Below are 24,030 nucleotides of genomic sequence, written 5' to 3' on the forward strand. Positions count from 1 at the left end.
ACAAAATTAGAAGCCATATGTTAATCAAAACTTCGATCATTATTACCAAAGTGTTATGTAAATATTAAGAACGTTATTTTTCTGAAAACTTCGCAAAAAAGAAACCCTAATAGCATAAACTATTAGGGTTTCTTTAACATTTGAACTAGTAAGTCTGAAATATTAGAATTTTAATGCTACAGTCAATTCAAATTCGTCATTGATAGTTTTGTCTCCTAAACCTTCGAAGAAACTTCCTGATCCGTATTTGATATCGTATTTAGTTCTGTCAACTTTAAATGCAGTTGTAGCAGTGTTTCCTTTTACAGTAATATCAAAAGTAACTGGTTTAGTAATTCCTTTGATAGTTAAATCAGCAGTAACAGTATAAACGTCAGTTGCTTTAGCACCAATAGTTTTGAAAACTAATTTTGCAGTTGGATATTTGTCAGTTCCGAAGAAATCGTCAGCTTTTAAGTGACCGTTTAATTTTCCTTGGTATTCTCCAGTTAAATCTGTAGAAGTTAAAGAAGTCATATCAACAGTAAAGCTACCTCCAGCTAATTTTTTTCCTTTGAAAACTACTGAACCTTCTTTGAAGTTTACAGTTCCAGTGTGTTCTCCAGTTACTTTTTTACCTACCCATTTGATAGTAGATGCTTTTGCGTCGATTTTTTTAGTTTGTGCGTTTACTGATAATCCAGCTGCTGCTACGAATAATGCTATTGCAATTGTTTTTAAATTTTTCATGTTGTAAAAATGATTTTGATTGTTATTAAATAATTAAAGTGTGATAAATAATTCTTCTTGTGATTTTCTTACTTTTTTGAAGTGCTGTGCATCGTCTTCATCATGTCTGTAACCTACAGCAGCAATAACTGCAGCATTTAGACCTAATTTGTCGAATCCTAAAATTTCATTGAATGAAGCAGCATTGAAACCTTCCATTGGGCTTGCATCAATTTTTAATTCTGCAGCAGCGCTTAATAAGTTCCCTAAAGCAATATAAGTTTGTTTAGCAGTCCAAGTGTTTTTTGCATCGTCTGAAAGACCGCCGATTACACCTTTCATCATATCGCTAAATCCAGCTAATGCCTCAGCAGGAACTCCTCTTGTTTCGCTGATATTAGTAATATATTTGTCTACAGATGCTTCACCAACATTTGCTTCATTTGCAAAAATAAATAGATGAGAAGCGTCTGTAATTTGTGGTTGTCCGTAACCAACCGCTTTTAATTTTTCTCTTATTTCCGGATTTTCAACAATAACAACTTTATAAGGTTGTAATCCGTATGAAGAAGCGCTTAATCTAACAGCTTCTTTTATGGTATTTAAATCTGCATCAGAGATTTTTCTTCCCGTATCATATTTTTTAGCTGCATATCTCCAGCTTAGGCTTTCTACGTATGTACTCATAGTATTAATTTTGTTGGGTTCGGTATTTTTCTAATAATTTATTTAATAATTCTAATTCTTCCGGGCTTATATTTTCGGCAAATGCTCGCTCGTGTGCATCTACCTTAGGATCTAATTCTTTTAATACGTCTAATCCTTTTTGAGTAATCAAAACTTCTATTTTTCGTCGGTTACCCGGACAGACATTTCGTGTTACAAAATCTTTAAGTAATAATTTATCCACCAATCGGGTTGTATTACTTGTTTTAGCCAGCATGCGTTCCTGTATCACACACATATTAGCAGGATTTCCTTTTTGTCCTCTTAATATACGAAGTACATTATATTGTTCTCCAGACAGATCATACGGTTTTATCAACTCGTTAAAATGATCCTGAATCACATTTTGTGTGTACATGATATTTAGAATAACTTTTTTCGCATTATCCATCTTAACTGTACTCTTAATAACCTCTTCAATTGTCATAGTCGTAAGTGTATAATTTGTATATACAAATGTATAACAATTCATAGTTGTATATACAAGTGTCATGTTAAATTTTTGTTAATTGAAAATTTGTAGGATTTATGTTTTTGATTCTTGTTTTATGAAGAATAAAATTAAACGTTTTTATTGAATTAAGTAATTGATTTATTGATATTTAACTAAAAATTAATGATGGAGGGATAACTTTATGAAAGTGTCGGGTTTTAAATAATTCGGATGTAATGAAAGAGGGAAAATCGAGTTGTGGTCAAAAACAAAACGACCTTTTTAACCGCAAAAGCGCGTGAGGGATAGGAGGAAGCTACCGAAGTAGCCCGGATAGCCCGACAGCATCCCGATAAAAGAGCGAATCGCCGTGAAGTGAATAGCCCTTTTATCGGGATGGTGGCACGCCCAGATTATGATTGTTTTTTGTTTCAAGTTTGAGGTTGTTGTGAACATTATAAGGTGTGTTCAACCTGAAACTTGAAACAAAAAAAATTAATGTGGAAGTTTGTCTTTTATCAAACCGTAAAACCAAGTTCCTGCAATGGCACTTAATAAGGTAACAACAATAACTGTCGCTCCGGTTCCAATTTGTGCAAAAAGCGGTCCTGGACAAGCTCCGGTTATTGCCCAGCCGAAACCGAATAATAATCCGCCGTAGATTTGCCCTTTATTGAATGTTTTGGGCTGAATTTCGATTTTTTCGCCCTGAAGGGTTTTGATATTGAATTTTTTAATGATGAAAACAGAGATTACACCAACAAAAACTGCGCTTCCAATTACGCCATACATAAAGAAAGATTGCAGATTGAACATTTCCTGTATGCGAAACCAGCTGACGATTTCTGCTTTTACAAATACAATTCCGAAAAAGATGCCGACAATTAAGTATTTAAGATTTCCTAAAGCTGTTTCTTTTTTTTCGCTTGCGTTGATTCCTTCGCCGTCTGTATTTTTAGTTTCTAAAGTATTCATTTTTGAAATTTTAAAGTGAAAGAATATGTGGTAAAATCAAAAGTGCCATTACAAAACCGCCAATCATAAAACAGATTGTAGCGACTAATGATGGCCATTGCAGATTTGATAATCCCATAATTGCGTGTCCGCTTGTGCATCCGCCAGCGTAACGTGTTCCGAAACCAACTAAAAAACCTCCAACAACAATCATTATAAACCCGCGAAGCGTAAATAAACTTTCCCAAGAAAATAATTGGGCAGGCAATAAACCAGAATGATCTGTTATGCCATAAGTTGCTAATTGATATTCTAATAATGGTGTGATTGTTACTGCATTTGGATTGGATAAAAAATAAGCTGCGATCATTCCGCCCAAAAATATTCCGAAAACGAAGAAAAGATTCCAGCTTTCTTTTTTCCAATCGTATTTAAAAAACGAAATATTTGCCGGAATACAAGCCGCACAAATATGACGCAGCGAAGAACTTATTCCGAAAGATTTATTTCCGATAATTAATAAAATTGGAACAGTAAGTCCAATTAGCGGGCCAGCAACATACCAAGGCCAAGGTTCTTTGATGATTTCTAACATATTTTAAAGGTTCTAAGGTTCTGAGATTCTAAGTTGCTAAGATTAAAATCTTTGTCTTTATATTTTTTTAGCTTTTAAAATTCTAAATTGTTAAGATTAAAAAGGTTAAAAAAAAACTTAGAACCTTAGTACCTTAGCAGCTCAGAACCTTATAAATTATTTTAATATTTTGCTCTGGCAGACGAAATCTGATTTTGGGATTTCAGTTTTTGAGATTGCTCCAAAACCGCCTTCGACTTCAGAGAAATTTCTGAAACCGCGTGCTTGTAAAATAGAAGCGGCAATCATACTTCTGTAACCTCCGGCGCAATGCAGATAAAAATGTTCATTTGGGTTAATGTCTTTTACCCAGTCATTAATATACGCAAGCGGTTTGCTGAAAGCTTCATCAATATGTTCTGCTTCGTATTCTGTTTCTTTACGAATGTCGATTACTTTATCTTCGCCAAATTTAAATTCATTTGCAAATTGCGCGGCCGAAATTCTATTTACGGTATCAACTTCAAAACCTGCATTTTTCCAAGCTTCAAAACCACCTTCAAGATGACCTATAATAGTATCAAAACCAACACGGCTTAGGCGAGTAACAGTTTCTTCTTCAAGACCAACTTCGGTCACTAATATAATAGGTTGTTTGACATTGGCAATTAAAGTGCCGACCCACGGCGCGAAATCGCCATTGATTCCGATGTTAATAGACTGCGGAATAAATCCTTTGCTAAAATCTGCTGCACTTCTTGTATCTAATATTAAAGCTCCGGTTTCTTCAGTAACAGCTTCAAATTCTTTTGCAGTTATTGATTTCATTCCGTTGTGCAAAACAGATTCAAAACTTTCGTAACCGTTTTTATTCATGGCAACATTCATACTGAAATAAGCTGGCGGAGGCAATAAACCGTCGGTAACTTCAGCAATAAATTCAGCTTCTGTCATATTCGCGCGCAAAGCGTAGTTTGTTGCTTTTTGATTTCCAATTGTCGAAACTGTTTCTTTACTCATGTTTTTACCGCAGGCGCTTCCGGCTCCGTGCGCAGGATAAACGATAACATCATCCGCCAAAGTCATGATTTTATTTCTTAGCGAATGAAATAAAATTCCAGCTAATTCATCCTGAGTCATTCCGGCCGCTTTTTGTGCTAAATCTGGTCGGCCGACATCTCCAATAAAAAGAGTATCTCCAGAAAAAATGGCGTGGTCTTTTCCGTTTTCGTCAATCAATAAAAAAGTAGAACTCTCCATAGTATGACCCGGAGTATGCAAAACTTTAATGGTAATTTTTCCGATTTTAAATTCCTGTCCGTCTTTTGCAGAAATGCAGTCAAACTCGCAAGAAGCGTTTGGTCCGTAAACAATTGGCGCTTGGGTTTCTTTGCTCAAATCAACGTGACCCGAAACGAAATCGGCGTGAAAATGGGTTTCAAAAATATATTTCAGTTTTACTCCGTCGCGTTCTAAACGGTCTAAGTAAGGTTGAATTTCTCTAAGTGGATCTATAATGGCAGCTTCACCGTTTGAAGTGATGTAATATGCACCTTGTGCTAAACATCCGGTGTAAATTTGTTCTATTTTCATGATTCAATCTAAAATAAGGGTTTACAAATGTAAGTTTGTTTTCTGGTAAAATAAGTGACTAATGTTACAGAAATTTGATTTTTGCGTAAAACAATAAAAAAATAAAACTTATTAAAGTTATAATCAAATCAAGTACAGTTTGATTAAGGATATATCATTTTGTAATTTTACAGTTCTTTGAAATTAATTACTATGAACACAGCAGATCTATTAAATCAAATCGCTTTTATAAAAGAAATTGATAAAGTAAAATACATTCAGCGCAAGACAAAATTGTTTAATAGCGACCGAAACGAAAACGACGCAGAACACAGCTGGCATCTGGCTCTTATGGCGATTGTTTTGGCAGAACATTCAAACGAACCCATTGATGTTCTGAAAGTCGTAAAAATGGTTTTGATACATGATATTGTAGAAATAGACGCCGGAGATGTTTTTATATACGATACACAAAAAAGTCATGACAATACTGATGAAGAAAGATTGGCAGCGAATCGGATTTTTGGTTTGCTTCCAGAAAAACAAGCTGATGAAATGATTGCCATTTGGGAAGAATTTGAAGCGGGAGAAACCAACGAAGCAAAATTTGCAAAATCGATGGACAGATTAGAACCTTTATTGCAAAACACTTCGAACAACGGCGGCACCTGGAAAGAATTTGGAGTTCCCTATAATAAGGTGTACGAAAAAAAGAGCGTTATAAAAGAAGGTTCAAAAACTATATGGAATTATGCTGAAGGTTTAATTAATGAAAGTGTAGAAAAAGGGATTTTGAAGAAATGATTTTTTTGAACCATATAAGTGATATAAGTTCATTTTAGTTTCTAGTTTGACTCTAGAGAACTTTGTCAACGTTTTAAACTTTGACAAAGTTGTTATGACTTAGCTAAGTATTTAAAAATAAAATCAACACAAAAACTAAAATGAACTTATATCACTTATATGGTTTAAAAATAACTTATATGGTTCAAAACTTTAAAAATAAACTCTTTTTTTAGGGCAGCATTTCGGGTTTTAATGGGTAAATTTGTGGAACTTCATAAAACAAATACCACCTTATGGAAGAAATGCTCTTTTATGACCGAATGCAATTCGCATTTACCATTACTTTTCATTATCTCTTTCCACAGCTTACAATGGGTCTTTCCCTAATAATTGTTTACTTCAAGTGGAAATATCTAAAAACTAAAGACGAACAATACAATCACGCTACGCATTTCTGGATGAAAATCTTCGCTCTGAATTTTGCGATGGGCGTTGTAACCGGAATTCCGATGGAATTTCAGTTCGGAACCAATTGGGCGAAATTCTCTGAGTTAACCGGAGGAATTATCGGGCAGACGCTGGCGATGGAAGGAATGTTTTCCTTTTTCTTAGAATCTTCATTTTTAGGAATATTTTTATTCGGAGAAAAACTCCTCGGACATAAATGGCACTTTGTCACCGGATTACTAATTTGTATTGGTTCCTGGGCGAGTGGTTTTCTGATTATTGCAACACATTCGTGGATGCAGAATCCTGTGGGTTACGAAATTCTTCAAAACGGAAAATTTGTATTGACCAATTTTCAGGCTTTGTTTTTAAATCCGTGGTTATGGCCTTCATTCTTACACAATCAGGCAGCTTCTTTAGTGACAAGTTCTTTTGTGGTTGCGGGAATTGGTGCTTACTATATTTTAAGCCAAAAGAATGTTTCTTACGGAAGATTGTTTCTTAAAACAGGTGTTATTTTCGGATTGATTTCGAGCATAATCGTTGCAGTTCCTACCGGAGATTTATTGGCTAAAAACGTCGTGAAATACCAACCTGTAACTTTTGCCGGAATGGAAGGGATTTTTCATACCGAGAAAAAAGGTTCTGAAATTGTTTTAATTGGTCAGCCCGATGTAAAAGACAAAAAACTGGATAACAAAATTGCGGTTCCAAACATTCTGAGTTTCCTAACTTACGGAAATTGGGATCAGGAAATTAAAGGTTTAGATCAGTTTAAAGAAGATATTCATCCGACCAATATTTCGGGATTGTATTATGCGTATCATATTATGGTGGGACTCGGGACTGTTTTTATTGGATTAATGGTTTTGGCTCTTTTTCAATTAATAAGAGGAAAACTATTCCAGACCAAATGGATTTTGTGGTCGCTAATGTTTATGATGCCGTTTCCGTATATCGCCAATACGACAGGCTGGTACACGGCAGAATTAGGAAGACAGCCGTGGCTGGTTTATAATCTTCTGCGAACCACAGCCGGCGCTTCGCCAACGGTTTCTTCTGGAAATACTTTGTTTACTTTATTAGGTTTCATCGGATTGTATCTTTTACTCGGAATGTTATTTTTATTATTGATTGGAAAAATCATCGGTAAAGGACCTCATCACGTTGAACTTTCATCAGAAAAAATATAATTATGGAATTTTTTTGGTACGTAGTTTTAATGGGAATTTTGGCCGTTTACATTGTATTAGACGGTTACGATTTTGGTGCAGGAATAATCCATTTATTTTTTGCGAAAGAAGAAAAAGACAAAAAAGCAATTACAAGCGCGATTGGTCCGTTTTGGGATGCCAATGAAGTTTGGATTATTGCAGCGGGCGGTGTTTTGTTTTTTGCGTTCCCAACTTTATATGCTTCTTCTTTCAGCGGGTTTTATCTGCCTTTGATTATGATTTTATGGCTTTTGATTTTCCGTGCGATTGGTTTAGAAATGCGCGGACAAATTCATAATCACATGTGGGAAGCGGTTTGGGATAAAGCTTTTGGGATTGCGAGTTTACTTTTAGCTTTATTTTTCGGAATTGCTTTGGGAAATATTGTTCGCGGTGTAAATCTGGGAATGGTAGAAAACGGAGTTTCAACACAGGAAGCGTATTATTTCTTTCTTCCTTTATGGAACCCAACTTTTAGTCCGCAAGCCGATCAATTGGGAATTATCGATTGGTTTACTTTGTTTCTTGGAATTGTAAGTGTTGTTGCTTTAATGATTCATGGCGCGAATTGGATTGTTTATAAAACCAATTCGGCATTAAACGAAAAGCTTAAAAATTTAGTTTTTAAGCTGAATTTTGTCTTACTGATTCTGGTTTTTATTTCCTTATATATCTGGCATTTTATTGAGCCAAAACCCTTTCATAATTTCGTAGAAAATCCGATTCTATGGTTTTTCCCGATTATGACTTTTGCCGGAATTTTAGGTTTATTTAAAGTGCGTTCATTCAAAAAAGACGGGCAGGCTTTTATTTTTTCAACTCTTTTTCTTGTTGGAGGATTTGCTTCCACAGCGGTTTCTATTTTTCCGAATGTTCTGCCTTCTACCAATAAAGTAAATCCGTCGTTGACAATTTATAATACTGCCGCAGGAGAATACGGTTTATCTGCCGGTATGAGCTGGTTTTTTGTGGCTTTGGCTTTGGTTGTTGTTTATTTTATTATTCAATATCGCGTTTTTAGCGGTAAAATGGATGAAATTGGGTATGGGGAGCATTGATTTTTTTATTTTAACAAAATTCAGATGAACATAAGTTTAACTGTCAATTTAGACGTAGAAGATAAAGTCTTTAACGATTTTTCGGATATATACAAAGCTAATCTTGAAAAGCTAATTAAGGAATACAAGTATGATATGTTTGTAGATGAATATCAAATTAAATTCAAATATTTAGTTCAGGAAATAAAGAAATTAAATAGAGATATTCTAGTCGGAAATGCGAGTTATAATTTAGATAACCTGAAGTTGATCATTGCTTTATTGAATGAAAACAATTTAGAAATTCAGAAAATTTTTATTCCATCTCTTTCAAGAAGAATTGCTTCCTTAATTGAAGGTCAGGAAATGTATAGAAACCACAGCCGATGGATTGATTTTTATCCTGGTCAGGTTGAAGAAATACATCAGGAAAGAGAAAATAATTATTTGGAAATAATAAAATATTTTGAAGATAAGAAAACGGTTGTTGTAGAAATTTAGGTATATAAATTTTTTTCAAAGTATTTAGGCTTTAGCCAAAACTGTTAAGTTTGGCTAAAGCCTTTTTTGAATATATTTGTTTATCTCCAACTCAACCTGAAGTCATTAAAAAAGTATTCTCTGAACTATGGAAAAAATAACGCTATTAATAATTTGTTTTTTAGTAATAAGCTGTCAAAAGCAGAGCAATAATGAAAGTTTACTTGAGAAAGAAAATACCTTTTTGAAGAAAAAAAATGATTCTTTAAAGACCCGGTTAAAAATTGCCAATGATTCATTGCATGTTTTAAAAGGGCAATTTTCGTGGTATGATTCAGAATATGATAACGTTGATTTTAAAAAGAAAGGAATTAAAGACCCGGAAAAATTTATAACGGATGGATTAAGAAGTAAGCCCGAATTAATTCCGATAAAAGGTGTTTTGGGAGGTACAATTTCTTTTGGTCAGATTCAGCTTTTAGGAAATAAATACTTGATTGCTTATTATGATGATGGTCATATTGAAGGAAAAAGTATTTATCAATATAAACTGAATGATTCAGGGAAATTAGAATTTAAGATTGTTGGATCTGAATAAAATTAATTTTTGATAATGATAAATATATTTAAGAGAAAAACGAATGTTAAAGACATAGAATCATTTGAATTAAGAGTTGCTGAATTAATAAATCCGGAGCTTCCGCAAATAAAAGAATCCTTGGAAAATTTTAAAATGAATATTTATTTTCAAAAACAAGGTATTCAGATAATTAGAAGTTATTATCCAAAAAAGATTAGTGAAATAAGGAGGAATTATGATTTTTTCGAATTGTCGGGAATTTATTTAACAGAAAAGAAAACTAAAAAAGAAACACAAGTTAAATTATATTATAGTGATAATCGGTTACACATAATCAAAATCGATAAACCTATAACATTTTATAGAGATTTCGATTTTAATTCAATAACTAAAAAAGAATTGGCTATTAGGAATATTAAAACTGAAAACCCTGATTTGAAAATTGTTTCTAAAATTTTATCCTCTTTAAATAAGCAACAATTGGATTTATTAGAAATAGAATCTACGTTTGAAATTGAAATTGGAGAAAAGTTCTATTATCTAATCTTAGATATGGAAGACGGGAATTATATTGCAATTGATAAAAAGGGAAAAGTTTATAGATTAATTCACGATCATACAGAAATTGTAAAAGAGATTTTTAAAAATACCAATGATTTTCTTGAGTTTTACAGTGGGAATAAATATAATCTAGAAATTTATTTTAAATAAGGCCTGGTTAAATAATCATCTATAATCTTAAAACCAAAAACGCCCAAAAAATACAAATCCGTTTATTCCCCAAAATAAACGGATTTTTTAGTTTCTTCTACAAGTAAAACTAAAATTAAAAAAAATCTGCTCCCGATAGCTATCGGGACTGCGAGAGCAAAAAATTTAAAACAAAACCTCTTTAGCAATAATATAAAATCCCATAACGAGAACAAACCAGCCAAAAAGCGGTTTTAGTTTTGCGCCGTCGATTTTTTTAGAAAGATGACTTCCAATAATCATTCCAATTAATGCCATTATGGAAACACTTAATAAAAAAGGATAATTTATTGGAGTTCCGATATATAAATCGCCTGCAAAACCTAACGAGGAATTTATGGTGATAATTAATAATGAAGTTCCAACGGCTTGTTTCATTGGTAAATTGGCGAAAAAAAGCAAAGCTGGAATAATCAGGAATCCACCGCCGGCGCCGAGAAATCCCGTTATGATTCCGACAATAAAACCTATTATAGATAATTGTGTATAATTGGTTTCGGCAGTTTTTATTTCCGGTTTGTTTTTTTTGATCATTGAGATCGCCGCGGTGATCATCAATACTGAAAAAATAATCATAATCAGAAAATCTTTTGAAACAGTATAAGAAGCAACAGAAAATAAGGTCTGGGCAATTTGAGGAAAAATAACTTCACGAATTATCAATATCGAAATCACAGAAGGAATTGCAAAATACAAAGCTGATTTCAGTTTCAGATTTCCCATTTTATAATGGCTGTAACTTCCAGACATTGCCGTTAAACCCACAATAAATAAAGAATAAGAAGTTGCCTGATCGGGATTTACTTTAAACAAATACACCAAAATCGGAATCGTAAGTATAGAGCCACCACCTCCAATTAAGCCAAGTGATATTCCGATAATTATTGAAGCAAAATATCCTGCGTATTCCATTGCATTTGTTTTTATGCAAAGATGATTTGTTCTGTAGAAACGTACAGTAACATTTATCACACTACGATTTTTTTGCTCGCAGATTTAGCGGATGAAGCGGATTGTCACAGATTGTTTGTCACATTGAGCGGAGTCGAAATGCTTTGCGGGTTCTCGACTCCGCTCGAACTGACAATCAGTTCGTGTTAATTTGTGAAATTCGTGTTTAATAATTCAATTTGGTTTCGATTAAGTTTGACCAAACCGCGTTGTTCCATTTTTTTGAGTAAACGGGAAATAACTTCGCGAGAAGTATTTAATTCAGTTGCGATTTCTTGATGCGATAATTTAACTTCAGAACAACCGCAGGCATCAGAATGTCTTTTTAGGTAAAATTCCAATCGTTCATCCATAGAACGGAATGCAATATTGTCGACAACTTCAAGAACTTCTTCAAAACGGCTTCTATAAGTTTCAATTACAAATTCGTACCAGGTTCGGTGTTCCATCATCCATTTGTCCATCATTTGCAGCGGAATCATCATTACTGTTACATCTTCGACAACTTTTGCCATGATTTGGCTTTTTTCGCTTTTGGCGGTACAAATCATAGAGATTGCGCAAGCTTGCCCGGGTTGTAAATAATACATTAGAAATTCTCCGCCGTCTTCGCCTTCACGGTAAATTTTGATTTTTCCTTTAGTAATTAGAACCGTGTTTTTAATGTATTGTCCGGTTCGCATTAAAATAGTTCCTGCTTCAAAATTTTGCAGACTTCCGTTTTCTTCAATTGTTGCAAGGAGTTCGCTTGAAAAGTTAGGAAAGATATTTTTTAATTGATTTTGCATTTGCTGATTTTTTTGACACAAATTAATTCGTGAAAATTAGTGCAATTCGTGGCGAATATTTTTGATAAATTACAAGCATTAATTGTAATTTATTGCAAAGATAGCAGATTGATGTGGTATAAATTGTCAGAAAACTATTTTAAGATGCATTTTGTGCAAATGAAAAAATCCTATTTTCTATCGATTTTATAGACTGATTTTTTGAAAATAGTAAGTAAATTTGTAATTCACTGATTATAATCTTTTCTCTAAAACGTTTTCTGAGAATAATAATCGAAATCGCATTTGGCACGTTTTTAATTAATAGAAACGTCGTAAATTTACAAAAACACATTTATTATGAATTTATCACAAGAAGACTGGGTTTCCCAATTAGCTGCTGACGAGAATGCAGTTATCCTTGACGTAAGAACTGAAGACGAATTTAATGATGGCTATATCGAAAATGCTGTTAATATCGACATCAATAAAGGACAAGGTTTTATTTACGAAATCGAAGAGCTAGACAAAAATAAAAATTATTACGTGTACTGCCGTTCTGGAGCAAGAAGTGCCAAAGCATGCCAGATTATGAATGAATTAGGTATAGAAAATGCCTATAATCTGCTTGGCGGAATTTTGGATTGGGAAGGCGAAACCGTACAATAATAAAAAGATAAAGAGGCGAGGAGAGCCTCTTTTTTCTTTTAGAATGCTATTATTAACCAAATTACAATAACCAAGATTATGAGTTTAATACCCGAAGAATTTGAGATTAAAACCCTCATCAATCAAGATACTTATCTTGTAAATGGAGAATTAAAAAAATGGGAAGGGCAGACTACGCCAGTATTTTCGACTATTTCATCTACAGAAAAATATACGCCTACATTATTAGGATCTATCCCTTTTATGGGAGAAAAAGAAGCTCAGGAAGTTGTTGAGTCTGCTACGGCGGCTTACGATATGGGGCAGGGTTTATGGCCGACGATGAAAGTGTCGGATCGTATTAAGTGCATGGAAAATTTCGTGCGACAAATGAAAGAAACCCGCGAAGAAGTAGTAAAACTTTTGATGTGGGAAATTGGAAAAAACCTTGGAGATTCTCAAAAAGAATTTGACAGAACGGTTGAATATATTTACGATACAATTGCCAGCTACAAAGAATTAAACGGACGCAGTGCGCATTTTGAAAAAGTACAAGGTGTAAACGCAATGATTCGCCGCGGACCTCTTGGAGTTGTTTTGTGTCTTGGACCATACAATTATCCTTTAAACGAAACTTTCTCTTTATTAATTCCGGCGTTGATTATGGGTAATCCAGTAATCTTTAAACCGGCTAAACATGGTGTATTGTGTATTTCGCCATTGTTAGAAGCTTTTAGAAGCAGTTTTCCAAAAGGAGTTATCAATATTGTTTACGGACGTGGAAGAGAAGTGGCTTCTCCGATTATGAAATCTGGAAAAATTGATGTTTTGGCATTAATAGGAAACAGTAAATCGGCAATTGCTTTACAAGATCAGCATCCGAATAAAAACAGACTTCGTTTGATTTTAGGATTAGAAGCAAAAAATCCAGCGATTATTTTACCAGATGCCGATTTAGATTTGGCTATTCAGGAATGTATTGCGGGATCTTTATCTTTTAACGGTCAGCGTTGTACAGCTTTAAAAGTATTGTATGTTCATGAATCTATCAGAGAAGAATTTAATAAACGTTTTTCTGAAAAAGTAGATGCTTTAGTTTTTGGAAATCCGTGGGAAAAAGGAGTTTCTTTAACACCGCTTCCAGAAACTGATAAGCCAGCCTACATTCAGGGATTAATTGACGATGCAACATCAAAAGGTGCTAAAATATTGAATGAAAAAGGTGGAAAACATACTGATAACTATATTTTTCCAGCAGTCCTTTATCCGGTAAACGACAAAATGCGCGTGTATCACGAAGAGCAGTTTGGACCAGTTGTGCCAATAATTTCTTTTACAGATATCAAAGAACCATTAAAAGATATGGCTGAGTCTAATTACGGACAACAAGTAAGTTTGTTTGGTAAAGACATTAAAACTTTAGCACCGCTTATAGATGCTTTGGTAAATTTAGTTTGCAGAGTAAACCTCAACAGTTCTTGCCAAAGAGGACCAGATGCATTCCCGTTTACAGGCCGTAAAGATTCTGCAGTTGGAACATTAAGTATTCCAGATGCATTACGTTCCTTTTCAATTCGTACGTTCGTAGCCTCAAAAGATATCGCTTATAACAATGAAATTTTGCAGGAATTGCTAAACAGCAAGGAATCAAACTTCATTAATACCGATTATATTTTGTAGTTATCAAGGTTATATATTAATTGTAGATACCGTCTTTTTCTTTTAGAATTAGACGGTTTTTCTTTTTAGTTTAGATTTTAGAATGTAGATTTTAGATTGGAATTTGGAATTTAATTTTTAGATTAGAATTTAGGATTTGATTTTTGGAATTTAACTTTGAGATTGAAATTTAAAATTGGAATTTAATTTCATAAATTTACGGCTGCGTGTAACATAATGCCAAGATGTTGTACTAAATTATTACAAGAAACAAGTAAATCAATAAACCTTACACCACTTATGGGAAGAAAAGCATATCAATTTGTATTTATTACTCTTATGTTTTTGGCTCAAAACAGTTTTGCACAAGAACTTTATATGCCTAGAAATATAAAAGAGGCTTACGCCAAAGGTACACGTTCTATGGACGGTAAACCGGGTAAAAATTATTGGCAGAACCACGGAAATTATACAATGGAAATTTCGGTAGATCCTAAAACAAAACTTGTAAGCGGTACAGAAACTATTGTATATCAAAATAACAGTAAAGATACATTAAGAACCTTAGCTGTTCGATTTGTAAATAATCTTCATAAGCCGTCTTCACCAAGAGGAAGCGAAGTAAGTGATGATTTTTTGAGCAATGGTTTAACGATTACTTCTATGAAAATAGAAAATGAAGTTTACAAAGAAGATGCAAGAAAGTGGGGAACAATAGGTACTGTAAAACTAAAGAAACCGATATTGCCGAATTCTAAAGCAACAATAAATATAGACTGGAATTATCCGTTGTCTAAAGAGAGCGGGAGAGAAGGACAAATAGACGAAACTACTTTTTTTGTAGCGTACAGTTATCCACGCGTCTCTGTTTTTGACGATTATAACGGCTGGGATATGCTGGCACATACAGATCGTCAGGAGTTTTACAATGATTTTAATGATTATAAATTTTCTGTAAAAGCACCAAAAAATTATGTCGTTTATGCAACAGGGGATTTATTAAATCCTGATGAAGTATTACTTCCGGAATTTGCTTCGAGATTAAAGAAATCTTACACTACAAACGAAGTCATGCACATTGCCAACGAGCAGGAAGTGAAAAGCGGCATTGTAACAAAACAATACGAATGGAATGTCTGGAAATTTGAAGCCAGAAATATTACAGATGTTTGTTTTGGTTTAAGCGATCATTATTTATGGGATGCAAGCAGTGTTGTGGTAGATAAAAAAACCAATCGCCGCGCGAGCGTTCAGGCGGCGTATGATGTAAAAGGAACGGATTTTGTAAATTCGATAAAAAACAACCAATACGCTTTAGATTATTTTTCTAACCAATGGCCGGGAGTACCGTATCCGTTTTCTAAAATGACAGCTTTTCAGGGTTTTGCAGATATGGAATATCCAATGATGTGCAACGATTCTGAAATGGGAAATCCTGTTTTTGCACAATTGGTACAAGATCATGAAGTAGCGCATACGTATTTTCCTTTTTATATGGGAATCAACGAAACGCGTTATGCTTTTATGGACGAAGGGTGGGCAACGACTTTTGAATATTTAATTGGAATTGAAGAACACGGAAAAGAAGCTGCGGATAAATTTTATAAAGACTTTAGAGTAAAAAGATACATCAACGATCGCTCTGCCGAAGAAGATCAGCCAATTATTACGATGTCAACACAAGTTTCTGGCGCCGGATATGGAAACAACTCTTACGGAAAAGCATCTCTTTCTTATTTGGCATTAAAAGATATGCTTGGCGATGAAATGTTCAAAAAAGCACTTCATTCTTATATGGATACATGGAATGGAAAACATCCAATTCCTTGGGATTACTTTAATTCAATTAACAGCGCAACAGGTAAAAACCTCAACTGGTTTTTTAATAACTGGTTTTTCACAAACAATTATATTGATATTGCTGTCAAAAGTGTTTCGCCAGATAATAAAAGTATTGTAGTAGAAAATGTGGGCGGATTTGCAATTCCGTTTGACGTAAATATTGTTTACGCTGATAATTCAAAAGAGACATTACATCAAACTCCGGAAGTTTGGGAAAAGAATAAAAAATCCGCTAAAATTGCTTTAAAAGGCGTTAAGAAAATTAAACAAATAAATCTTGACGGAGGTATTTTTATGGATGCAACACCAAAAAATAATTCATGGTCTAAATAAAGAAATAAGATGTCTGGAGAAAAAGATTTACAGCAATTACTCAAAAGTTTAAAACCCGAATGCAATCCGGGAGATTATGTTTTTTGTAAAGTCGATCAATTAGGAAATCTTAATTTGGATGAAATCGATATGGTTTTTAAAGAAAAAGAAGCCATTACGCTCATTCTTAAAAAAGAAAAGGCAGAAAAACTAAACTTAGAATATACTGTTGTAATGTCGTGGATAACACTTTGTATTCATTCGTCATTAGAAGCAGTGGGTTTAACAGCGGCATTTTCAAAAGCACTTTCAGATCGAGGCATAAGCTGTAATGTTGTTGCCGCTTATTATCACGATCACATTTTTGTAAATAAAAAAGATACAGAGAAAGCAATGGAAATTTTGAATAAATTTTCGTGCTAAACGACCTCTAATTTTCTTTAAGAAATTATAAAAGGGAATCTAAAATTATAGATTCCCTTTTTTGTTGAGTAAATTTGAAACATCAAAGTAAAACCTAAAATGAAAATTAAAACCATTACAGCATCAGACACCTGGCAGATTAGACACGAAGTAATGTGGCCCGATCAGCCTTTTGAATTTGTACAATTAGAAGAAGATGATTTAGGGATACATTTTGGAGTATTTGATGATGAGAAATTAGTTGCTATCGTTTCTTGTTTTATTACTGATGATGAAATGCAGTTTAGAAAACTAGCAACATTAGAAACTTATCAGGGAAAAGGAATCGCCTCAAAATTACTACAGCATATTTTAAATCTTGCCAAAGAAAAAGGTTTAAAGAAAGTTTGGTGTAATGCCAGAAACAATAAAAAAGCATTTTACGAAAAATTTGGAATGTTGGATAGTCATAAAAGTTTTACAAAAGCCGGACAAGAATTTACTGTTATGGAAATTTATTTTAGAAATTAATCAAAATAATGATTGATTTTTTTGAATATTTTATTTTTTAGAAGTTGAAAAATAAAGCAATCAACATTTATAATGTCTTTTTTTGAAAATTCCCTACCGTTTTTAACACGTTTGATGAAGTCTAAAACGCCGTATTTGAAGCGCTTAAGAAAGATTTTAATGATGAAAACGTTTTCGGTTATTTTGGAGTGTTAAGACTTTCTTATTTTATTTTTTTTGTTCGAATCTTTTATTACTTTCGCACCCAAATGAGAAAGTTACTAGTATTTTTAACATTTATGAATATGCTTCTGTTAGGCGGAGGTCAATATCTTAATGCAAATACGTTAACAGATTCTCAACACCATCACTTAGTTCATAAACACCGAGTAAAATTTACCAATCAGGATAGAGGATCTTCTGTAATAGAAGATGCTGATGTAGATCTTGAAGAAGATTTACTTGGAAATGATGATCTTAAAGGTGGACTTACCAATAAATTTTTTGCAGTACACTACAGTTTACTAAATGACTTGTATCTGGCACTTTCAGATCAAGCTGCAATAAATGACTACAATCGTTTTAAAATCTACGGGCCCGTTTACGGCCAGTCAAATCCTATCTATATTACTCTACGAGTATTAAGAATTTGATATACAAGTATACATCGGTTACCTAAAGTGTGATCCTGCATATCTTGTTGATGTATATTTTTACTTCTTCCTCATATGAAATTTAAGGTCCTACTTAATGGCTGGCTGATGCATTTTTTCATCTAAAGGAATCACTGAATTCCAAGCAATCCAATCGCTTAAATTTCTATTAAAAATCATGAAAAGAATTATCTTGTTCACGGGCTTATTTGCCCTTGTGTGCCTAACTAGCTGTACATCAAAAAAAGAAGAAAAAGAAGAAGTAGAAAAATTTACGGTAACCAATCCAGTAAGAATTGATACTTCGTTTACGAAACAATACGTTTCACAAATTAAATCGGTTCGTAATATCGAACTACGCGCCCAGGAAAAAGGGTTTTTACAAAACATATATGTTGATGAAGGACAGTTTGTAAAAGCAGGTCAGCTATTGTTCAGAATTATGCCAAATATGTATCAGGCTGAGTTACTTAAAGCTCAGGCAGAACAAAAATCAGTAGAAATAGAATTACAAAACTCTAAACTTCTTGCTGACAAAAATATCGTTTCTAAAAACGAATTAAGTGTTGCTCAAGCCAAACTTCAATCTGCAAAAGCAGAAGTTGCATTAGCCAAACTTCACTTATCATTTACAGAGATCAGAGCTCCGTTTGACGGAACAATTGACAGAATTCCATTAAAATTAGGAAGTCTTATTGACGAAGGCGAATTATTGACAAGCCTTTCAGACAACAGTCAAATGTTTGCTTATTTCAACGTATCAGAGCCAGAATATATCAGCTACCAAACAGATGTAAAAGACCGTGCGCAAACTAAAGTTAATTTGGTTTTAGCTAATGGTGATATTTTCAAAGAAAAAGGAAACGTAGAAGTTATCGAAAGTGAATTTAACAACGAAACAGGAAATATCGCTTTTAGAGCAAGATTCCCAAATTCAGGAAAATTACTTAGAAACGGAGAAACAGGATCAGTACAAATGCTTGTGCCGCTTAAAAATGCTGTCGTAATTCCGCAAAAAGCAACTTACGAAATTCAGGATAAAAAATATGTTTTCGTTGTAGACAAAAACAATAAAGTAAGCTCAAGAGAAATTACTATAACTGGCGAAATTCCTGATTTGTACGTGGTTAAAACAGGAGTAACAGAAAATGATAAAATTTTACTTGAAGGAGTTCAGAAAGTAAAAGAAAACGACAAAATTAAATACGAATTTCAATCTCCTAAAACGGTAATCAACAGTTTACGCGTAAAAGCGGAGTAAATTTTGTTTAAGTGGTTTCAGGTTTCAAATTTCGAACTGAACTTGAAACCTGAGACTTGAAACAATTGTAAAATTCCAATTTGTTTTAATCATTAAAAAAATATAAAAATGTTTAATAAATTTATTCAAAGACCTGTACTGTCGATAGTAATATCGCTGATCATTGTCTTTTTAGGGGTTTTGTCGGTACTAAGTTTACCTATTACGCAGTTCCCTTCTATTTCACCTCCAATGGTAAACGTTACGGCAGATTACCCTGGATCAAATGGTGAATTGATGATTAAGTCTGTTGTTATTCCGTTAGAAAGAGCCTTAAACGGTGTTCCCGGAATGAAATACATGACTTCTGATGCCGGAAATGATGGTGAAGCAAGTATACAAGTAGTATTTAATTTAGGAACAGATCCTAATCAGGCAGCAATTAACGTTCAGAACCGTGTAGCTTCGGTTACTAATAAACTACCTCCATTAGTAGTAAGAGAAGGTGTAAAGATTACTCGTGAAGTTCCGAGTATGTTAATGTACGTGAATCTTTATAGTACGGATCCAAATACCGACATGAAATTCTTGTACAACTATGCAGATATCAACGTATTATCTGAACTAAAAAGGGTAAATGGTATTGGTTCCGGAGATATCTTGGGAACACGTGAATATGCAATGCGTATCTGGTTGAAACCAGACCGTATGTTAGCATACAAAATTTCTGCAGACGAAGTAATGGAAGCATTATCAAGTCAGAGTTTAGAGGCTTCTCCTGGTAAAACTGGAGAAAGTTCTGGTAAACGTTCTCAAGCATTTGAATATGTATTGAAATATTCTGGACGTTTTACAACGAAAGAACAATACGGAAACATTGTAGTAAGATCTAATTCTAATGGTGAACTTTTACGTTTAAAAGATATCGCGAATGTAGAATTTGGAAGCTCGATGTATGATATCTATTCTAATTTGAATGGAAAACCATCTGCCGCTATTGTATTAAAACAATCTTTTGGTAGTAATGCGAATCAGGTTATTGAAGACGTAAAAGCTAAATTAGAAAAAATCAAGACTAAATTCCCTAAAGGAATGGATTATGAAATTTCTTATGACGTTTCTAAATTCCTTGATGCTTCTATCGAAAAAGTAATTCATACCTTAGTTGAAGCTTTTATCTTAGTAGGTTTAGTAGTTTTCCTTTTCTTAGGAGACTGGCGTTCTACAGTAATTCCTGCAATTGCGGTACCCGTATCTTTGGTAGGAACATTTATATTCATGACATTCTTTGATATTTCATTGAACTTAATCACATTGTTTGCTTTAGTATTGGCAATTGGGGTCGTCGTCGATGATGCGATTGTAGTAATCGAAGCCGTTCACGCTAAGATGGAAGAAGAACATCTTTCTGCACTTAAAGCAACCAAAAAAGCAATGCACGAGATTGCAGGAGCTATTATTGCGATTACATTCTTAATGGCGGCGGTATTTATTCCGGTTGCTTTCATGTCGGGTCCTGTTGGAGTTTTCTACAGACAATTCTCGATCACGATGGCAACAGCGATTATCCTTTCTGGTATTGTGGCTTTGACTTTGACACCAGCGCTTTGTGCGATGATGCTAAAAAACACTCATGGTAAACCTAAAAAGAAAACTCCTGTAAACAGATTTATAGATGGTTTTAATAATAAGTTTAACCTTGCGCAAGGTAAATACCAAAATGTATTAGCAAAAATTGTAAACAGACGAGTAATTACGTTTGCTGCGCTTATTGGTTTTTGTTTAGGAACTTGGCTAATAAGCAGTACAGTTCCTTCAGGATTTATTCCGAATGAGGATCAGGGAATGTTTTACGCTATTATTCAGACACCTCCGGGTTCATCATTAGAAAGAACAAACAATATTGCAGAGAAATTGCAAAAAATATCCGAAGGTGTAGAAGGAGTAAAATCTGTTTCTTCATTAGCAGGTTATGAAATCTTGACCGAAGGTACAGGATCTAATGCGGGAACTTGTTTGGTTAACTTAGAAGACTGGAACGATCGTAAACAATCTGTTCAGGAAATTATGACAGAACTGGAAGAAAAATCAAAAGATATTCCAGGTGCAAATATTGAATTCTTTCAACCACCAGCGGTACCAGGATATGGAGCAGCAGGAGGATTTGAGCTTCGTTTATTAGATAAAACAGGTTCTGGAGATTTCAAAAAAATGGAAGCTGTAAATAAAGAATTTGTAGAAGAATTAAACAAACGTCCAGAATTATCTAACGTATTTAGTTTCTTTAGTGCGAGTTTCCCTCAATACATGATGAAAGTTGACAATGATGCTGCACAGCAAAAAAGAGTTTCTATCGAAAACGCGATGAATACTTTGTCAACTCTTGTGGGTAGTAACTACGAAATCAGTTTCATTAAATACGGTATTAACTATAAAGTAATCGTACAGGCTTCTCCGGAATATCGCGCACAGCCAGACGACATTTTGAAACTTTATGTGAAAAATAACCGTGACGAAATGGTTCCTTTTTCTGCTTTTATGAAATTAGAAAAAGTATACGGTTTGTCTGAGATTACAAGACACAACATGTACAATTCTACAGAGATTAGTGGTGGAGCTGCACCGGGTTATAGTTCTGGTACAGCAATTAAAGTAATTCAGGAAGTTGCAGCAAAAAAATTACCTAGAGGTTATGATATTGACTGGGCAGGTATTTCTGCTGATGAGGTTGCACAAGGAAATCAGGCCATTTGGGTATTCCTAATCTGTTTAGGATTCGTTTACCTAGTATTGGCAGCACAATACGAAAGTTTTATTCTTCCATTATCAGTAATTCTTTCATTACCAGCTGGTATTTTTGGAGCTTTCCTTTTACTGAAATTTACAGGATTAGAGAACAACATTTATGCGCAGGTTGCAATGGTAATGCTTATTGGATTATTAGGTAAAAATGCGGTACTGATTGTAGAGTTCGCGATACAAAGACACGCCGCAGGAAAATCAGTTCTAGAAGCTGCTATGGAAGGTTCAAAAGCGCGTTTCCGTCCTATCTTAATGACATCATTTGCCTTTATTGCAGGTTTATTACCACTTGCGTTTGCTACTGGTCCAGGTAAAATTGGTAACAGAACAATTGGTACAGCAGCAGCGGGTGGAATGCTTATAGGAACTATTTGCGGAGTATTCTTAATTCCGGGTCTGTATTTTATTTTTGCTACCATTTCAGAGAAAGTCAAATTGGTTAAAAATGAAGAAGAGAATCCATTAACAGAAGAAATTGATGATAACCATGTATAAATTTAAACCATATCAATATAGTATTGCATTAGGATTATGTCTTGTTGCTGCGGGCTGTAAAGCCCCGGCACCAGAGACAGCTACTGCAAGCGCGCCAGTTCCGGAAGCATTTGGAGCTGTAAAAACTCAGGACACAACAAATACATCTAACCTTAAATGGAAAGATTTCTTTAAAGATCAAAATCTTGTTGATTTGATTGATATTGCCCTAAAAAATAATCAGGAGCTTAACATTACTTTGCAGGAAATAGAAATTGCAAAGAATGATATCCGAGTTAGAAAAGGATTGTTATTACCAACAGCTGGTATTCGTGCCGGTGCAGGAGTAGAAAAAGTAGGAAGATATACAAGCCAAGGTGCCGGTGATGCTACTACAGAAATTAAACCGGGAATTGAAACACCAGATCCGTTGGGAGATTTTACAATTGCAGCTTACGCAAACTGGGAAGTAGATATCTGGAAAAAACTTCGCAATTCTAAAAAAGCGGCAGTAAACAGATATTTAGCAACCGTAGAAGGTAAAAACTTTGTAATCACAAATTTAATTGCTGAAGTTGCCGATTCGTATTACGAATTAATGGCTCTTGATGCACAGCTTGATATTGTAAAACAAACGATTACTTTACAAAGCAATGCACTTGAAATTGTAAAAATTCAAAAACAAGCAGCAAGAGCAACAGAACTTGGCGTAAAGAAATTTGAAGCAGAAGTTTTGACTTCAAAAAGCATGGAGTTTGATATTCTACAACAAATAAAAGAAAACGAAAACAAAATCAATTTCTTATTAGGTAGATATCCACAGGAAGTAAAAAGAACAAATTCTAATTTCTTGACTTTATTGCCAGCTGCAGTAAATTCTGGACTTCCATCTCAATTGTTGATGAATCGTCCAGACGTAAAACAAGCAGAATTAGAATTGGTGGCTGCAAAACTAGATGTAAAAGTAGCACGTGCAGAGTTTTATCCTTCTTTGGATATTTCTGCAGCATTCGGGATACAAGCATTTAAGCCATCTTACTTGTTTACATTTCCAGAATCAATTTTGTATTCTTTAGCAGGAGATGTTGTAGCACCTTTAATCAATAGAAATGCTATTAAAGCAGAGTTTTCTAGTGCCAATGCAAGACAACTTCAGGCTTTATATAATTATGACAAAACCATATTAAATGCTTATTTAGAAGTTTCCAATCAGCTTTCTAAAATTGAGAATTTACAGAAAAGTTACGATTTAAAATCACAACAAGTTGATGCGTTAAATACATCTATCGATGTTTCTAATGATTTATTTAAATCGGCTAGAGTTGATTATTTCGAAGTTTTGATGACACAGCGTGATGCTTTGGAAGCAAAATTAGAATTAGTTGATACTAAAAAAGAACAGCTAAATGCAGCAGTTTATGTTTACAGAGATTTAGGCGGCGGTTGGAAATAAGTTTTTGCCTTTTTTATTTGTAGATAAAAGCCTTTCGGGAGAAATTCTGAAAGGCT

At 34.0% G+C, this 24,030-nt stretch carries 23 protein-coding genes; 15 read left to right on the plus strand and 8 right to left on the minus strand.

From position 1 onward, the window contains the following. Positions 1-162: 162 nt before the first annotated feature. The 6 genes from EV144_RS12485 to EV144_RS12510 all read right to left on the minus strand — a co-directional run bounded on the left by EV144_RS12485 (position 163) and on the right by EV144_RS12510 (position 4,988). Positions 163-729 (minus strand): YceI family protein, encoded by a 567-nt coding sequence (locus tag EV144_RS12485; protein WP_134149251.1) that lies wholly within the window; start codon positions 727-729, stop codon positions 163-165. 33 nt (positions 730-762) lie between these two features. Beyond that, a complete protein-coding gene (locus EV144_RS12490) occupies positions 763-1,395 on the minus strand; it encodes an NAD(P)H-dependent oxidoreductase (protein ID WP_134149252.1) in 633 nt (210 codons plus the stop codon). A 4-nt stretch (positions 1,396-1,399) separates the two neighbouring features. Continuing rightward, the gene (locus tag EV144_RS12495; protein ID WP_134149948.1) at positions 1,400-1,861 is read right to left on the minus strand and encodes a MarR family winged helix-turn-helix transcriptional regulator; all 462 of its coding nucleotides are present in this window, start codon (positions 1,859-1,861) and stop codon (positions 1,400-1,402) included. Positions 1,862-2,362: 501 nt separating this feature from the next. Next, on the minus strand, positions 2,363-2,842 hold the full coding sequence (locus tag EV144_RS12500; RefSeq protein WP_134149254.1) for a DUF6691 family protein: 480 nt from the start codon (positions 2,840-2,842) through the stop codon (positions 2,363-2,365). 10 nt (positions 2,843-2,852) lie between these two features. Then, a complete protein-coding gene (locus EV144_RS12505) occupies positions 2,853-3,416 on the minus strand; it encodes a YeeE/YedE family protein (protein ID WP_134149256.1) in 564 nt (187 codons plus the stop codon). 156 nt (positions 3,417-3,572) lie between these two features. Continuing rightward, on the minus strand, positions 3,573-4,988 hold the full coding sequence (locus tag EV144_RS12510; protein WP_134149258.1) for an MBL fold metallo-hydrolase: 1,416 nt from the start codon (positions 4,986-4,988) through the stop codon (positions 3,573-3,575). 192 nt (positions 4,989-5,180) lie between these two features. Between EV144_RS12510 and EV144_RS12515 the strand changes: the two genes are divergently transcribed. The 6 genes from EV144_RS12515 (at position 5,181) to EV144_RS12540 (ending at position 10,222) form a co-directional block, all read left to right on the plus strand. Then, a complete protein-coding gene (locus EV144_RS12515) occupies positions 5,181-5,771 on the plus strand; it encodes an HD domain-containing protein (RefSeq protein WP_134149259.1) in 591 nt (196 codons plus the stop codon). Between the two features lie 275 nt (positions 5,772-6,046). After that, positions 6,047-7,393, plus strand: coding sequence for a cytochrome ubiquinol oxidase subunit I (locus EV144_RS12520; protein ID WP_134149261.1), 1,347 nt, complete (start codon positions 6,047-6,049; stop codon positions 7,391-7,393). Between the two features lie 2 nt (positions 7,394-7,395). After that, positions 7,396-8,472 carry a cytochrome d ubiquinol oxidase subunit II gene (cydB, locus tag EV144_RS12525; RefSeq protein WP_134149263.1) on the plus strand — a complete coding sequence of 359 codons (1,077 nt, stop codon included), beginning with the start codon at positions 7,396-7,398 and terminating at the stop codon, positions 8,470-8,472. A 24-nt stretch (positions 8,473-8,496) separates the two neighbouring features. Then, the gene (locus tag EV144_RS12530) at positions 8,497-8,952 is read left to right on the plus strand and encodes a hypothetical protein (protein ID WP_134149265.1); all 456 of its coding nucleotides are present in this window, start codon (positions 8,497-8,499) and stop codon (positions 8,950-8,952) included. A gap of 223 nt (positions 8,953-9,175) precedes the next feature. Beyond that, positions 9,176-9,529 (plus strand): hypothetical protein, encoded by a 354-nt coding sequence (locus tag EV144_RS12535; RefSeq protein ID WP_134149266.1) that lies wholly within the window; start codon positions 9,176-9,178, stop codon positions 9,527-9,529. 15 nt (positions 9,530-9,544) lie between these two features. Beyond that, complete coding sequence (locus EV144_RS12540) at positions 9,545-10,222, plus strand: hypothetical protein (protein WP_134149268.1); 678 nt, start codon at positions 9,545-9,547, stop codon at positions 10,220-10,222. A gap of 165 nt (positions 10,223-10,387) precedes the next feature. Here EV144_RS12540 and EV144_RS12545 read toward each other — a convergent pair whose 3' ends face one another. After that, positions 10,388-11,173, minus strand: a complete 786-nt coding sequence (locus EV144_RS12545; RefSeq protein ID WP_134149270.1) for a sulfite exporter TauE/SafE family protein — start codon at positions 11,171-11,173, stop codon at positions 10,388-10,390. A gap of 185 nt (positions 11,174-11,358) precedes the next feature. Then, the gene (locus EV144_RS12550) at positions 11,359-12,000 is read right to left on the minus strand and encodes a Crp/Fnr family transcriptional regulator (RefSeq protein ID WP_134149272.1); all 642 of its coding nucleotides are present in this window, start codon (positions 11,998-12,000) and stop codon (positions 11,359-11,361) included. Between the two features lie 339 nt (positions 12,001-12,339). Between EV144_RS12550 and EV144_RS12555 the strand changes: the two genes are divergently transcribed. The 9 genes from EV144_RS12555 (at position 12,340) to EV144_RS12595 (ending at position 23,974) form a co-directional block, all read left to right on the plus strand. Further along, positions 12,340-12,648: a rhodanese-like domain-containing protein gene (locus tag EV144_RS12555; protein ID WP_134149274.1), complete on the plus strand. Its 309-nt coding sequence runs from the start codon at positions 12,340-12,342 to the stop codon at positions 12,646-12,648. Between the two features lie 78 nt (positions 12,649-12,726). Then, on the plus strand, positions 12,727-14,307 hold the full coding sequence (locus tag EV144_RS12560; protein ID WP_134149276.1) for an NADP-dependent glyceraldehyde-3-phosphate dehydrogenase: 1,581 nt from the start codon (positions 12,727-12,729) through the stop codon (positions 14,305-14,307). A gap of 279 nt (positions 14,308-14,586) precedes the next feature. After that, complete coding sequence (locus EV144_RS12565) at positions 14,587-16,461, plus strand: M1 family metallopeptidase (protein ID WP_134149278.1); 1,875 nt, start codon at positions 14,587-14,589, stop codon at positions 16,459-16,461. Between the two features lie 9 nt (positions 16,462-16,470). Continuing rightward, positions 16,471-16,863, plus strand: coding sequence for an ACT domain-containing protein (locus EV144_RS12570; protein WP_134149280.1), 393 nt, complete (start codon positions 16,471-16,473; stop codon positions 16,861-16,863). A gap of 99 nt (positions 16,864-16,962) precedes the next feature. Then, positions 16,963-17,373: a GNAT family N-acetyltransferase gene (locus tag EV144_RS12575; protein ID WP_134149282.1), complete on the plus strand. Its 411-nt coding sequence runs from the start codon at positions 16,963-16,965 to the stop codon at positions 17,371-17,373. Between the two features lie 278 nt (positions 17,374-17,651). Beyond that, positions 17,652-18,005 (plus strand): hypothetical protein, encoded by a 354-nt coding sequence (locus EV144_RS12580; protein WP_134149284.1) that lies wholly within the window; start codon positions 17,652-17,654, stop codon positions 18,003-18,005. Between the two features lie 178 nt (positions 18,006-18,183). Then, positions 18,184-19,266 carry an efflux RND transporter periplasmic adaptor subunit gene (locus EV144_RS12585; protein WP_134149286.1) on the plus strand — a complete coding sequence of 361 codons (1,083 nt, stop codon included), beginning with the start codon at positions 18,184-18,186 and terminating at the stop codon, positions 19,264-19,266. 108 nt (positions 19,267-19,374) lie between these two features. Next, positions 19,375-22,542: an efflux RND transporter permease subunit gene (locus tag EV144_RS12590; protein ID WP_134149288.1), complete on the plus strand. Its 3,168-nt coding sequence runs from the start codon at positions 19,375-19,377 to the stop codon at positions 22,540-22,542. Beyond that, positions 22,535-23,974 carry a TolC family protein gene (locus EV144_RS12595; protein WP_134149289.1) on the plus strand — a complete coding sequence of 480 codons (1,440 nt, stop codon included), beginning with the start codon at positions 22,535-22,537 and terminating at the stop codon, positions 23,972-23,974. Before EV144_RS12590 ends, EV144_RS12595 begins: the two co-directional genes overlap by 8 nt. The last annotated feature ends 56 nt before the right edge of the window (positions 23,975-24,030 follow it).

Origin of the sequence: Flavobacterium sp. 270 (assembly GCF_004368785.1) — a bacterium.
Classification (GTDB): domain Bacteria; phylum Bacteroidota; class Bacteroidia; order Flavobacteriales; family Flavobacteriaceae; genus Flavobacterium.